Annotated in this window: 14 protein-coding genes; 10 read left to right on the top strand and 4 right to left on the bottom strand. The window is 71.4% G+C overall.

Translation table 11 applies throughout. The annotated features are described in order from the left end of the window. Window positions 1–66 precede the first annotated feature (66 nt). The 4 genes from ACFY0P_RS04285 to ACFY0P_RS04300 all read left to right on the top strand — a co-directional run bounded on the left by ACFY0P_RS04285 (window position 67) and on the right by ACFY0P_RS04300 (window position 1,600). Window positions 67–387 (top strand): hypothetical protein, encoded by a 321-nt coding sequence (locus tag ACFY0P_RS04285; RefSeq protein WP_388907149.1) that lies wholly within the window; start codon window positions 67–69, stop codon window positions 385–387. Window positions 388–559: 172 nt separating this feature from the next. Continuing rightward, window positions 560–928, top strand: coding sequence for a WhiB family transcriptional regulator (locus ACFY0P_RS04290; protein WP_010984500.1), 369 nt, complete (start codon window positions 560–562; stop codon window positions 926–928). After that, window positions 925–1,251, top strand: a complete 327-nt coding sequence (locus tag ACFY0P_RS04295) for a hypothetical protein (RefSeq protein WP_388907151.1) — start codon at window positions 925–927, stop codon at window positions 1,249–1,251. The genes ACFY0P_RS04290 and ACFY0P_RS04295 overlap by 4 nt, the downstream gene beginning before the upstream one ends. Window positions 1,252–1,387: 136 nt before the next feature. Continuing rightward, on the top strand, window positions 1,388–1,600 hold the full coding sequence (locus ACFY0P_RS04300; RefSeq protein ID WP_388907153.1) for a hypothetical protein: 213 nt from the start codon (window positions 1,388–1,390) through the stop codon (window positions 1,598–1,600). Window positions 1,601–1,609: 9 nt separating this feature from the next. On the opposite strand, the gene ACFY0P_RS04305 is transcribed toward ACFY0P_RS04300, so the two are convergent. After that, window positions 1,610–3,061 carry an ABC1 kinase family protein gene (locus tag ACFY0P_RS04305; RefSeq protein ID WP_388907155.1) on the bottom strand — a complete coding sequence of 484 codons (1,452 nt, stop codon included), beginning with the start codon at window positions 3,059–3,061 and terminating at the stop codon, window positions 1,610–1,612. Then, the gene (locus ACFY0P_RS04310; RefSeq protein ID WP_388907157.1) at window positions 3,054–4,259 is read right to left on the bottom strand and encodes a TOMM precursor leader peptide-binding protein; all 1,206 of its coding nucleotides are present in this window, start codon (window positions 4,257–4,259) and stop codon (window positions 3,054–3,056) included. Before ACFY0P_RS04310 ends, ACFY0P_RS04305 begins: the two co-directional genes overlap by 8 nt. 226 nt (window positions 4,260–4,485) lie before the next feature. Between ACFY0P_RS04310 and ACFY0P_RS04315 the strand changes: the two genes are divergently transcribed. From ACFY0P_RS04315 to ACFY0P_RS04330, 4 genes are all read left to right on the top strand, one after another. Continuing rightward, window positions 4,486–5,082 carry a M48 family metallopeptidase gene (locus tag ACFY0P_RS04315; RefSeq protein ID WP_388907160.1) on the top strand — a complete coding sequence of 199 codons (597 nt, stop codon included), beginning with the start codon at window positions 4,486–4,488 and terminating at the stop codon, window positions 5,080–5,082. Between the two features lie 137 nt (window positions 5,083–5,219). Further along, entirely contained in the window at window positions 5,220–6,878 is a 1,659-nt protein-coding gene (locus ACFY0P_RS04320; RefSeq protein ID WP_388907162.1) for a TerD family protein, read from the top strand. A gap of 11 nt (window positions 6,879–6,889) precedes the next feature. Next, window positions 6,890–7,570, top strand: coding sequence for an AIM24 family protein (locus ACFY0P_RS04325; RefSeq protein ID WP_067248146.1), 681 nt, complete (start codon window positions 6,890–6,892; stop codon window positions 7,568–7,570). 17 nt (window positions 7,571–7,587) lie between these two features. Beyond that, entirely contained in the window at window positions 7,588–8,343 is a 756-nt protein-coding gene (locus ACFY0P_RS04330) for an AIM24 family protein (RefSeq protein WP_351711029.1), read from the top strand. A gap of 83 nt (window positions 8,344–8,426) precedes the next feature. Here ACFY0P_RS04330 and ACFY0P_RS04335 read toward each other — a convergent pair whose 3' ends face one another. Beyond that, window positions 8,427–8,948, bottom strand: coding sequence for an NUDIX hydrolase (locus tag ACFY0P_RS04335; RefSeq protein WP_388907166.1), 522 nt, complete (start codon window positions 8,946–8,948; stop codon window positions 8,427–8,429). Then, on the bottom strand, window positions 8,945–10,384 hold the full coding sequence (locus ACFY0P_RS04340; RefSeq protein ID WP_388907168.1) for a zinc-dependent metalloprotease: 1,440 nt from the start codon (window positions 10,382–10,384) through the stop codon (window positions 8,945–8,947). Before ACFY0P_RS04340 ends, ACFY0P_RS04335 begins: the two co-directional genes overlap by 4 nt. A gap of 192 nt (window positions 10,385–10,576) precedes the next feature. On the opposite strand from ACFY0P_RS04340, the gene ACFY0P_RS04345 reads away from it, so the two are divergent. Further along, the gene (locus ACFY0P_RS04345) at window positions 10,577–11,689 is read left to right on the top strand and encodes an SDR family oxidoreductase (RefSeq protein ID WP_388907171.1); all 1,113 of its coding nucleotides are present in this window, start codon (window positions 10,577–10,579) and stop codon (window positions 11,687–11,689) included. A gap of 411 nt (window positions 11,690–12,100) precedes the next feature. Then, window positions 12,101–12,562 (top strand): molybdenum cofactor biosynthesis protein MoaE, encoded by a 462-nt coding sequence (locus tag ACFY0P_RS04350; protein WP_388907174.1) that lies wholly within the window; start codon window positions 12,101–12,103, stop codon window positions 12,560–12,562. Window positions 12,563–12,618 lie beyond the last annotated feature (56 nt).

Genomic DNA, 12,618 nt, shown 5'->3' on the forward strand with positions numbered 1-12,618 from the left:
GTACTTGCATATCCGAGTGGATCGGCTCAACACCGGTCCCCTAGACGCCGAGAGGAGGCGAGTCCAGTGATCAGCATCAAGACCAGCATCATCAGCGCGGCCAAAATGACCGATCTCTCGGCCGTCTCCGTGTGCATGCTCGGCGTCTCGAACCTGGGCACCGGTCTGTCCGGCATTCCTGCCGTGCGTCCGGCGTCCTCCGTTTCTCTCGCGGGTCTTCCCGTCCGTGAGCGCAATGAGCGACCGACGAAGGCACTGGAAGCAGTAGCGGCACGGGCCCAGGCCTATGCCTTTACGGCAGCCGGTGCCGGAAGCCGGAAGCAGACGACGCAGCACCACCTGATGTGGGCCTTCCGTGGGCCAGAACCCTGGAGTGATCCAGCCTGATCTATCAGGCCGGCGCCTTCAGGGCCGCGGAACCCCATCCGGGATCCGCGGCCCTTCTGTTTTCCCCGAACGGGGAGAGCGGACCGAAGGGGCCTCGGGACAAGAGCAGAACCCGGTACCAGCCGCCAACCGGTCCAACCCGACCGGCACGACCAGACGAGGAAGAACAGCCGTGCAACTCGAAGCGCACGCCCCGTCCGTACCGCCTTCCGAAACGATCCCCCCGCCCGGCCTCACGGAGGACTCCACCTTGATCCCGCTCACCGCGCTCACCGCGCTCGACGACGCCATCGAGAACCTCGGTGTACCCGTCCCCTGCCGCTCCTACGACCCGGAGGTCTTCTTCGCCGAGTCGCCGGCGGACGTCGAGTACGCCAAGTCCCTCTGCCGTACCTGCCCGCTGATCGAGGCCTGCCTCGCCGGGGCCAAGGAGCGGCGTGAGCCCTGGGGCGTCTGGGGTGGCGAGCTGTTCGTCCAGGGCGTCGTCGTCGCCCGGAAGCGGCCGCGTGGCCGCCCGCGCAAGAACCCGGTCACGGCATGAACATCCACGGAACGATCGACCGCCCCCTCACGCACGATCCCAAGAAGCAGGCCCCGATGAAGCCGTCCACCAGCGAGCCCGCAGGCTCCGCGATTCCAGACTTCACCACCGCCGGTACCGCCACCGGCTCGCGTCAGAACAGGACCCGAGAGATGCAACTCATCCCAGAAGCCCTGGCTCGTGCGCATATGCACGAGCGACTGCACGAGGCCGAGCAGGAACGCCGGGCCGTGCGCCTGGCGACCGCTCGCCGGATGCAGCGCCGGGCCGAGCGCGCCTCGATGCGTGCCCGCCGTGCGCTCGCCATCGCCGTGATGCAGTAACCCAGTACACCTGAAGCGGTGGTCTCCCGGCCTCGGGAGGCGAAAGCTCCCCGCGGGGGCCGGTCCGGCCGAACGGACCGGCCCCCGCGGTGCGTTGCGCCCGCTGATCCACCCGCGGCGGAGTTATCGTCACCAGGTGACGAGTCTTCCCGGAGGCAGTGATCACGGCGGCTCCGCCACGGAGCCCCGGCCGCTCGTGTGCGCCCGCTGCGGCACCCCGGCCGACGGCCCCCCGCCCGTCACCTGGACCTGCTCCGTGGAGAACGGCGTCCGCCAGTTCTTCTGCGATGCCTGCTCCAGGGACAACCTCAGAGCGATCGAGGGCCGGCTCGACTCGTCCTGGTGGTGAACACCGCCCCTACTGCGCCTCCACGGCCGCCTCGGCCGCTTCCACTTCCCCGGGTTCTTCGCCCGCCACGGCCTTTTCGACGTCGGCGACCTCGGCGAGCTCATCGAGTTCTTCGAGCTCATCGAGCTCCTCGGTTACGAACCCGGGCAGCCATGCCTCGAGTTCCTCCCGCAACCGTACCGTCGCGCCCAGCTGGCACAGCACGCCGATGGTGCTCAGGGTCACCCGGTGTATCAGGAGGTAGGCCGGCGGCAGGTTGAGCTGCTTGCCCAGCTGGTGGGCGGGGTTGCGGGGGTCTGCGATGCGGGCCGCCTGGCTGCGCATCCAGTTGCGGGTGAAGGTGAACTCGTCGACCTGGGCCGGTTCGATGATCGGCAGCAGGTAGTCCAGGACGGCGTCGGGGTCCAGCTCTATGGACTCCTTGACGAACCCCTCCGCGCACAGCAGCTCGTAGACCGCTTCGGCGTCACCGTCCAGCGTCATCCGCAGGGAGTCGCCGATCGGGCTGGGCAGGCCGCCGGAGAGACGGTCGACGGTGCCGAAGTCCAGCACACCGAGGCGCCACTCCTCCTCGTCCTCCGGCTCACCTGGCAGCAGGCGGAAATTGCCGGGGTGCGGGTCGGCGTGCAGCAGACCGGTGCGGGCCGGGCCCGAGAACAGGAAGCGGGCCAGGAGCTGACCGGCCCGGTCGCGCTGCTCCTGCGTACCCCCCGAGATGATCTCGGAGAGCGGTATCCCGTCGATCCACTCCGTGACCAGCACCTGGTCGCACTGGTGCACCACCGCCGGCACCACCACGTCGGGGTCGCCCTCGAACTCCTCCGCGTGCGCCGCCTGGGCCTGCGCCTCCAGGGAGTAGTCCAGTTCCTCGGAGACCCGGTCGCGCAGCTCCGCGATCAGCGGCTTGATGTCCATACCGGGGATCAGCGGCCCCAACAGGCGGGCGAAGCGACTCAGTTGGCTCAGGTCGGACAGCAGGGCCTCGCCGGCTCCCGGGTACTGCACCTTGACCGCCACCGCCCGGCCGTCCTGCCACACGGCCCGGTGCACCTGACCGATCGAGGCCGCCGCCGCGGGCTTGTCCTCGAACTCCAGGAACAGCTCCCGCCAGTCCTCCCCGAGACGCTCGGTGAGTACCGCGTGCACGGTCCGGGTCGGCATCGGCGGCGCGGCGTCCTGGAGTTTGGTGAGGGCCGCCCGGTAGGGGCCGGCGATCTCCTCCGGGAGAGCCGACTCGAAGACGGACAGCGCCTGCCCGAACTTCATCGCCCCTCCCTTCAACTCGCCCAGGACCTTGAACAGTTGCTCCGCCGTGCGCTGTTGGAGCTCCCGGCTGACGATCTCCGCGGACTCGCCCACGATGCGCTTGCCCAGACCCCAGGTCGCCCGGCCGGCGAAGCCGAGCGGGAGCGCGGCGAGCTTGGCGGTCCGGGTGACCGCCTTCCGGGGAAGATCAGACATGCGCCCTCCAAGTCCCAGTCGGCCGTGCCGCGTCCGCGTGCTCTCGTCGCTCCGCCGACGGCCGTTGCACCACCATTGTCGCGTGTGGATCCCCGTTGGTTGAGGAGTGTTCCCCCTTAGCTTTCTCCGCCGCTCCGCACGGGCATGCGGGGTGCGGCCAGACCGGCCGCGCGTGCCAGTGCAGAACCGGCACGGACGCCTCCCAGCGCGCCCCCGTGCCGGCCGGCGACTCCCCGTCGAGGAAGGCCAGGGCGTGCGCGGCGGCCAGCCCGGCCACGGCCGCCGCCAGCGTCAGATCACAGGCGCCCACCCGGCGGGCCTGCCCTGACCGCCACTGGGTGATCAGGCGCGGCCAGGCCGGATCCCGGTCCGTGCGGTGCTCGTGCAGGCAGCCGGCGCAGCCCGTCCCACCGGGCAGGACGAGGGGGCCGACCACGCCCGTGCCCTCCACGACACCCGCGTAGACATGAGGGGTCCCCGAGGCCATGAGCGGCTCGGCGGCACGCGCGTCCGGGGCGTGCACCAGGACGTCGTCGCGCGGGGCGATGATCACCAGTGCCAGGCCGGGCTCCTGCGCGGCCGGGTCCGGTCGGCGGGGCGGGCGGTCCGGGGCCGCCCGGCGGACGACGCCGCGCGCGGCGTCGGCGCGGCGCTCGCCGACCGCCTCCGCGGGCAGCCCGCCGGGCGCCACGTCCCATGGCTGGACGCGGCCCACGTCCCGCACGTCGACCTCGCCGACGCCCGCGCCCGACAGCAGTGCGGCCAGTGTCACACCGACCCGGCCCGCGCCCTCCACCCGCACCCGCAGCGCCCGCCGGGCCGCCAGCCGGTCGATCGCGCCGCCCGGCTCCGGAGTGATCAGGGAGAGCGAGGCGAGATCGGGACGCAACCGCTCCACCACCTCCTGCTTCTCGCGCAACGCCTGTGACGCCGGCCCGCCGCCCTGTGCGTCGTCGACCAGCCCGGCCCGGGACAGCCGCTCCACCAGGGCGTCGACATGGCCGTCCGGCAGGTCCATGCGGCGCCCCTCTTCACGCAGCAGCTCAAGCCCCCGCGCGCCGTTGAGCAGGTCCAGGAAGCTCCCGGTCGCGGTGTCCATCGGGCCCAGTGTCATCGCGTGCGCGGGAGTCATCCCGAACTGCACGGTGTTGAGATCGCGCCAGCCGCGCCGCAGCGCGGGCTTCACCAACGGATGCATGACAGGCCCCCGTAGCTGTCGAAAGGTCACAGAACGTCCCCGTGCGTCGGTGGAGCCGGTCCTGCTCCGCCGACGAGTGCCAGCATGCCCGGGCCGCCCGGCGGGCGCCGAAAGTTGTCCACAGGCGGTGGGTATTCGTCGTACAAATCAGACGCATGGTGGGGGATCGGCATCGAACCGTCCCGGACCCGGGACTTCCTCCGTGTGCAGCGGGTAACGTCGGGGCGTGCCCGCCGACCCACTGCACCGCGCCGGAAAGCCACAGCGCAGCACGACGAGCCAGCCGCCCAGCGGCTTGGGGGCGAGCGCGATCGAGGTTCGCAGGAGCACCCGGCGCCGCCGGACCGTTTCTGCGTACCGCGAGGGCGATCGCACCGTCGTGCTGATCCCCGCCCGGATGTCCGAGGCGGAGGAGAAACGCTGGGTGACCGTCATGCTCAACAAACTCGCTGCCCAGGAGAGCAAGCGAGTGCTGGGCGACGCCGAACTGGCCGAGCGCGCCGAGCGGCTGTCTGCCCAGTACTTCGGCGGCCGGGCCCGCCCCGTCTCGGTGCGCTGGGTCACCAACCAGAACACCCGCTGGGGCTCGTGCACCCCCTCCGAGGGCAGCATCCGCCTCTCACACCGGCTCCAGGGCATGCCCGAGTACGTCGTCGACTACGTGCTCTGCCATGAACTGGCGCATCTGCTGGTGCCGGGGCACGGCCCCCGGTTCTGGCGGTTGCTGGAGTCGTATCCGCGGACCGAGCGCGCCCGCGGCTACCTCGAAGGGGTGGTCGCCGCCGACCGGCTGCCCCACGTGCCCGGCGCGCGCGATGAGTGACGCACCCCGGGAGCGCTCCCTCCGGGGGCGCCGAGCGCGGTTGTGTACCGGGTCTGTACCGACTTCTTCCGATGTCCGAGTTAGCCGTTAGCCTGGCGCGACGCACTCACATTCGGGATGGGGGACGGTCGTAACGCATGGCCAGGGAATTCCAACGCGGCCACAAGGCCAGGATCAGTGACCTCACGGCCGGCACGGATCTGTACGTAGGCGTGCAGATCTCCGGCCCCGGACTGACCTTCGACATCAGCTGCTTCGGCCTCGACGCCGACGAACGGCTGTCGGACGACCGCTACTTCGTCTTCTTCAACCAGCCGAAGTCGCCTGAGGAGTCCATCCAGCTGCTGGGTACGCAGGCGGGTGACACGGAGTCCTTCCGGGTCACACTGGACCGGATCCCGCCGCAGATCCAGAAGCTGGCGTTCACGGCGACCATCGACGGCGCCGGGCAGATGTCGCAGGTGGCCCCCGGATACATCCGGATCGTCGCGGGCGGCGAGGAGGTGGCCCGGTACTCCTTCAACGGCTCGGAGTTCTCCACCGAGCGCGCCGTCATGCTCGGTGACTTCTACCTGAAGGACGTGTGGCGCTTCGCCGCCGTCGGCCAGGGATTCGACGGTGGTCTGGAGGCGCTGCTGAAGAACTTCGGCGGCGAGGTGATGGAGGAGGAGCCGCCCGCCGCGCCGGAACCGCAGCAGCCGCAGACCGGGTCCGCGCCCGGCTTCGCGCCGCCCGCGTTCGGGGTTCCCTCCGCGCCCGCGCCCACCCCGCCGCCGGCTCCCGCGCCCGCCCCCCAGGGCTTCACCCCGCCGCCGGCCCCCGGTCCGGTGCCGGGTTCGAATGTGCACCATGCGCCCACCGTCATCGCCCCGTTGACCCCGCCGGCGCCCGGCATGGTGCCGCCTCCGTCCCCGGCGCCCGCGCCCTACGGTCAGCCACCCGCACCGGGTGCGCCCATGCCGCCGCCCGGCTACGGCCGGCCCCCGGCGCCCCCGCAGGCTCCGGGCCCGCCGCCCGGATACCCGCAGGCGCCCCAGGCCCCGACCCCGCCCCCGGGCTACGGTCAGCAGCCGCCGTTCGGTCAGGTCCCCGGGCAGCAGAGCTACGCGGTCCCCCAGGGCGCCCCCCAGGGTGGTGCCGGGGTCGGCGCCGCGCTCCAGAAGTTCAAGGAGACGCCCACCGGGCAGCGCTGGACCCCGCAGAACAGCAAGCTCATCCGCGCCGACCTGGGGATGGGCGGGCAGCCGGTGCTGGCCAGGCAGGGCAGCATGGTGCTGTACCAGGGCAAGGTCGACTTCAGCTACAAGGGCGCCGGGTTCGCCGGCCGGATCGTCGGCAACGCCACCGGCCAGGAGATGCAGCTGATGCGCTGCACCGGCAACGGCCAGGTTTTCCTCGCCGAGAACTCCGCCCATCTGCACCCCATCGAGCTCCAGGGCGACGCCATCTGCGTCTCCGCCGAGAGCGTCCTCGCCTTCGACGAGAGCCTCCAGTACGAGGTCCGCCGGATCGAGGGGCACGGCATCCCCGGCGGCGCGCTGTTCACGATGCAGTTCCAGGGCACCGGCACGCTCGTCGTCAAGACGCACGGCACACCCGTCGTGCTGCCCGTCACGCCGACGACGTTCGCCGACTGCAACGCCGTGGTCGCCTGGTCGGCGGCCTCCCAGGTGATCGTCTCCAGCCAGGTGCGGATGCGCCGCAACGCCTATCCGGGCGACACCGGCGAGAGCGTCAACCTGCAGTTCCGGGGCGCGCCCGGCAACTTCATCGTCGTCCAGCCGTACGAGGTCTGAGGGAGCCCGTCATGAACCAGCCGCTCGCGGGCTACGCCCCCGCACCCGTCACCGCCCGCATGGAGAACCACGGCGACCACATGCTGAAGGTCGCCATGCAGACCGGGAACGACCTCCTCGCGCGCGTGGGGTCGATGGTCGCCTACGAGGGCTTCGTCCAGTACGAGCCCAACCCGCCGGCCGTGCGCCAGATCGCCCGGGACTGGATGACCGGCGAAGGCGCGCCGCTGATGAAGTGCTCCGGCGACGGTCTGCTCTACCTCGCCGACTACGGCGCGAACGTCGTCGTCATCAACCTCAACGGCGACGGCATCTCCGTGAACGCCACCAACCTGCTCGCCTTCGACGCCCATCTGACGTGGGGCGTGGAGCGGGTCAAGGGCCTGGCGAAGTTCGCCGGTCAGGGCCTGTGGAACACCAAGATCTCCGGGCAGGGCTGGGTCGCGCTGACCTCCCGGGGCAAGCCGATCGTCGTCGACTGCGGCGGCGGCGAGGACGAGACGTACGTCGACCCGGACGCACTGGTCGCCTGGTCCCCGAACCTCAAGGTGAAGGGCAAGCGCAGCTTCAAGGCGCAGTCGCTGATCGGCCGGGGCAGCGGAGAGGCCTTCCAGATGGCCTTCTCCGGTCAGGGCATCGTCGTCGTCCAGCCCAGCGAGGACAGCACCGACCGCCTCCGGTTCCGGGGCTGAGGGGGAGTCAGGAAACCATGCAGAGCCCGCTTTTCGCCTTCAACGACTCCCAGGCCCGGGACCGCTACAGCCTCCAGAACAAGCAGATGCTGCGGGTCGTCCTGGAGGGCCACGACGACATCCTCGCCCGCAAGGGCACGATGGTCGCCTACCAGGGACTCGTCGAGTTCGACGCCGAGTACCAGGGCCACAACCAGGCACGCGCGCGTGCGTACACCGGCGAGGGCCTGGACCTGATGCGCTGCCACGGGCAGGGCACGGTCTACTTCGCCAACCTCGCCCAGCACATCCACGTCCTGGACGTCGAGCAGGACGGCCTGACCGTGGACAGCGGCTACGTCCTCGCCATGGACTCCTCGCTGCACTACGAGGTCGTCGCCGTCGACAGCCTCTACGGCATCTCCGGTTCGGGGAAGTACCAGCTCAACATCACCGGACGCGGCCAGGTCGCCCTCATGACCTCCGGCGCGCCGCTGCTGATGCAGGTCACGCCCGACAAATACGTCAACTGCGACGCCGACGCGATCGTCGCCTGGTCCACCGGGCTGCGCGTCCAGATGCAGGCCCAGACGCATTCCTCGGGTGTGTGGCGGCGCCGCGGCAGCACCGGGGAGGGCTGGGAGCTGAGTTTCATGGGAAGTGGCTTCGCGTTGGTCCAGCCGAGTGAACTGCTGCCGCCGCAGCACGCCCAGATCGGCCAGGGCGTCGCCGCCCAGTTCGGCATGGGCCAGCAGGGCGCGCGCGGGATGAACCAGGGCAACGTCTGGAGCTGAGGGCCACGACGGCCCGCAAAGTAAGGGGCGCCCGCCCTGGCGGACGCCCCTTACGCATGCGTCGGTATCTCTGAGATCCCAGGTCAGAGCCGCGCGCGGGTCCTTTCCAGCAGCCGTACGACCGAGTCGTCGGCGACCGCCGGCACCTCGTCGTAGGCGAACCAGCGCAGGTCGAGGGACTCGTCGCTGATCGCGTGGGCGGCGCCGCGCGGGGCGAGGGCCGCGTACTGGACGTCGAAGTGCCAGTGGCACGGCGCCGGGATCGGGTGCCGGTCCAGGCGGACCGGGCCGCCCGGCAGCAGTGTCAGCCCGGGGATGCCGGACTCCTCGGTCGCCTCCCGCAGGGCCGCGGCCGCCAGCGTGGCGTCGTCCGGCTCGCAGTGGCCGCCCATCTGCAGCCACATCCGGAGCTTCCTGTGCAGGGTCAGCAGCACCCGCCCGTGCTCGGGGTCGACGACCAGCGCACTGGCCGTGACATGACCGGCGTGACAGGCCTTCCACATGCCGTCCGGGTGCGCCGCGAGGTGGTCCAGGTAGGCCTGGCGCAGCTCGTCCTGGTCCTCGTACCCCTTGAGGACGAGGACCGCGTCGTCGTACAGGCTCACTCGGTGTCGTCGCCCTTGTCCTGGTCGCCGACCTGGTCGTCCTTCTTGCGCAGGTCGGGCTTCTCCGCGGCCTCGCCGAGCATCTTGTCCAGCTCGGAGAAGTCCAGCTGCTCGCGGTGGACGAAGCCGTCCGGGTCGTCCAGGTCGGACGCCGTCGGCAGCATGTCCGGGTGGGCCCAGAGGGCGTCCCGGCCGTCGACACCGCGCGCGTCGGTGAGCGAGGCCCACAGGCGGGAGGCGTCGCGCAGCCGGCGCGGGCGCAGCTCCAGGCCGATCAGGGTGGCGAAGGTCTGCTCCGCGGGGCCGCCCGTGGCACGGCGGCGGCGCAGGGTCTCGCGCAGCGCGTCGGCGGACGACAGGCGCGGCTTGGCGGCCGCGTGGACCACCGCGTCGACCCAGCCCTCGACGAGCGCCAGAGCGGTCTCCAGACGGGCCAGGGCAGCCTTCTGCTCGGGCGTGTCCTCCGGCTGGAACATGCCCTGCTGAAGGGCGTCCTGCAGCTGCTCGGGGTTCTGCGGGTCGAACTGGCCGACCACGTCCTCCAGCTTGGCCGTGTCGACCTTGATGCCGCGCGCGTACCCGTCGACCGCGCCGAACAGGTGCGAGCGCAGCCACGGCACGTGCGAGAAGAGCCGCTGGTGGGCCGCCTCGCGCAGCGCCAGGTACAGCCGCACCTCCTCCTTCGGCACACCGAGGTCCTTGCCGAACGCCTCGATGTTCACCGGCAGCAGCGCGGCCTTGCCGGCCGGGCTCAGCGGCAGGCCGATGTCGGTCGAGCCGACGACCTCGCCCGCGAGCACCCCGACGGCCTGCCCGATCTGGGTGCCGAACATGGCGCCGCCCATCGAGCGCATCATGCCGATCAGCGGGCCCGCCATGGCCTGCATCTCCTCCGGCAGGACATCGCCCATCGCGGCGCCGACCCGCTCGGCGACCGGGTCGACCAGCTCCTGCCAGGCGGGCAGCGTGGCCTCGACCCACTCCGCGCGGGACCACGCGACGGCCGAACCGGAACCGGACGGCAGCGACGTCGCGTCGTCCAGCCACAGGTCGGCCAGCCGGACCGCCTCCTGGACCGCGGTGCGCTCGGCGGGGCCGACGCTCGCGTCCTTGACGCCGTCCGAGGTGCCCTGGGAGACCGTCTGGCGGGCGATCTGCTTGGCCATGTCCCAGTTCACCGGGCCGCCCTCGTACGAGAGCATCTGGCCCAGCTGCTGGAAGGCCGCGCCCAGGTCGGTGGGGTTCAGCGAACCGAACATGGCAGCGAACGGATTGTCGGCGCCGGGGCCGCCGAAGCCGCCGGCACCGGGTGTGCCGAAACCGAACGGGTTGACCGGTCCCTGCCCACCACCGCTCTGCTGGTCCTTCTTCTTGCCCTCGTCGCCGTCTTCCGGCTCCTCCGGCGGAAGGCCGAAACCGAATGGGGTGTCACTCACGGGAATCCTCGGCTGGTAAGGCCACCGGTTCTCTCCGGCGGCGCGGCTGCCCGACAACACCACCCAGCGTAGACACCCCGACCCGATCGGGCCTCGGTGCTTCGCCGACAGTCGGCCTGCGGCAGGATGGATGCCACCTGGTACGTACGCGTCACTCACGCTCGTACTGAAGACAACCGCTGGAGACGCCCGGTGAGTTCCCCAGATCCGCAGGTTCGCGCAGCGCGAAACCACTCAACCCCTCCCGCGGTGCGCGGGCCCGTCGTCGCCGTCACCGGCGCCGCGACCGGGGTCGGCGCGCTGCTCACCGAGCGGCTGGCCGCGTCCGGGGAGATCAAGCAGGTCATCGCCATCGACGAGCGGCGCGGGGAGTGCGCGGGCGCCCAGTGGCACATCCTCGACGTACGGGATCCGGCCATCGCGGACAAGCTCCGCGGGGCCGACGTGGTGGTGCACCTCGCGCTCGACCTGGACCTGGAGACCGATCCGGCGGCGCGCACCGCGTACAACGTGCGGGGGACGCAGACCGTGCTGACCGCGGCGGCCGCGGCCGGCGTGCACCGCGTGGTGCTGTGCACGTCCGCGATGGTCTACGGCGCGCTTCCGGACAACGAGCTGCCGTTGTCGGAGGACGCGGAGCTGCGCGCCACGGCGGAGGCGACCGGTGTGGGCGACCTGCTGGAGATCGAGCGGCTCGCGCGCCGGGCGCCCCGCGCGCATCCTGGGCTCAATGTCACCGTCGTGCGCCCCGCGGTGCTGGTCGGGGGCACGGACACCGCGCTGACCAGGTACTTCGAGTCGCCTCGGCTGCTTGTCGTCGCCGGGTCGCGGCCCGCCTGGCAGTTCTGTCACGTCGAGGATCTGTGCAGTGCGCTGGAGTACGCCGTCCTGGAGAAGGTCGAGGGGGAACTCGCCGTCGGGTGCGACGGGTGGCTGGAGCAGGAGGAGGTCGAGGAGCTCAGCGGGACGCGGCGGATGGAACTGCCGTCGGCGGTCGCGCTGGGGGCGGCTGCCCGGCTGCACCGGATCGGGCTGACGCCGTCGCCGGCCGGGGATCTCGCGTACACGATGTATCCGTGGGTGGTGAGCGGGAGCCGGCTGCATGACGCCGGGTGGCGGCCGGGGTGGACGAACGAGGAGGTGCTGGCCGAATTGCTGGAGGAGGTGGCTGGGCGGCACACGGTGGTGGGGCGGCGGTTGGGGCGCAAGGACGCGACGGCGGCGGGGGCCGCGGGGGCGACGGTGGCGTTGCTGGGGGCGGCGGCTGTGGTGCGGCGGGCGCGGAAGGCTCGGCGGCGGATCTGAGGGCGGGTTCTCGCCCCCGCCGCCCCTACCCGTCCCGTCCTCCAGGGGGTGGCCCCCCTTCGACCGCCCGTTCCGGGGGCTGCCGCCCCCGCACCCCCGCATCGGCCTGAAGGGCCTCGTCCTCAGACGCCGGACGGGCTGGGGGGGGTGGGGGCGCGGGCCGGTCTTCGTCCTCAGACGCCGGACGGGCTGGGGGTGGGGGCGCGGGCCGGTCTTCGTCCTCAGACGCCGGGCGGGCTGAGATGTGGTGCCGGCCGGTTGTCGCTCTCAGGCGTCGGACGGGCTGGAGAGTGAGGGGGCGGGTCGGCCCGTGTCCTCAAGAGGCGCTGTAGGAGTCTCCGAAGTCGCACGCGCGTGTGCCTGGTGTTGGTCGTATTCCGTGTGGTCCTGGGCTTGCGGCAGGATGGGGGTATGGCTGCTGTGAGTGATCATCCTGGGGAGCGGGGCGCTGACGATCCCGTGAAGCTGATCGGGATTCGGGAGAGTGCGCTCTCCGTGGACGAGGTCTTCGCGGCCGTGGGGGACGACGCGGCCGGGGGGATCGCGCTGTTCGTGGGGACGGTGCGGAATCACGACGGGGGTGCCGACGTGGACGCGCTCGGGTATTCGTGTCACCCCAGTGCCGAGAGCGAGATGCGGCGGATCGCCGAGAAGGTCGTCGCCGAGTACCCGGTGCGGGCGCTGGCCGCAGTGCATCGGGTGGGGGACCTGCGGGTGGGTGATCTCGCCGTGGTCGTCGGTGTGTCGTGTCCGCATCGGGGGGACGCCTTTGAAGCTTGTCGAAAGCTGATCGACGACCTCAAGCACGAGGTGCCCATCTGGAAGCACCAGAAGTTCTCGGATGGGACGGAGGAATGGGTCGGGGCCTGCTGAAGGCGCCCTGTCCGGCCTCCGCTTGCGTAACCGTACCCCTCGCGTGAGCGTTGTCA

It is taken from the genome of Streptomyces sp. NPDC001714 (assembly GCF_042892755.1).
Lineage (GTDB): Bacteria > Actinomycetota > Actinomycetes > Streptomycetales > Streptomycetaceae > Streptomyces.

What these genes read in the sequence shown, in the direction of transcription:
- ACFY0P_RS04330 (WP_351711029.1), top strand. Translation starts at nt 7,588, where the DNA reads ATGCAGAGCCCGCTTTTCGCCTTCAACGACTCCCAGGCCCGGGACCGC.
- ACFY0P_RS04295 (WP_388907151.1), top strand. Translation starts at nt 925, where the DNA reads ATGAACATCCACGGAACGATCGACCGCCCCCTCACGCACGATCCCAAG.
- ACFY0P_RS04305 (WP_388907155.1), bottom strand. Translation starts at nt 3,061, where the DNA reads ATGTCTGATCTTCCCCGGAAGGCGGTCACCCGGACCGCCAAGCTCGCC.
- ACFY0P_RS04350 (WP_388907174.1), top strand. Translation starts at nt 12,101, where the DNA reads ATGGCTGCTGTGAGTGATCATCCTGGGGAGCGGGGCGCTGACGATCCC.
- ACFY0P_RS04320 (WP_388907162.1), top strand. Translation starts at nt 5,220, where the DNA reads ATGGCCAGGGAATTCCAACGCGGCCACAAGGCCAGGATCAGTGACCTC.
- ACFY0P_RS04325 (WP_067248146.1), top strand. Translation starts at nt 6,890, where the DNA reads ATGAACCAGCCGCTCGCGGGCTACGCCCCCGCACCCGTCACCGCCCGC.
- ACFY0P_RS04310 (WP_388907157.1), bottom strand. Translation starts at nt 4,259, where the DNA reads ATGCATCCGTTGGTGAAGCCCGCGCTGCGGCGCGGCTGGCGCGATCTC.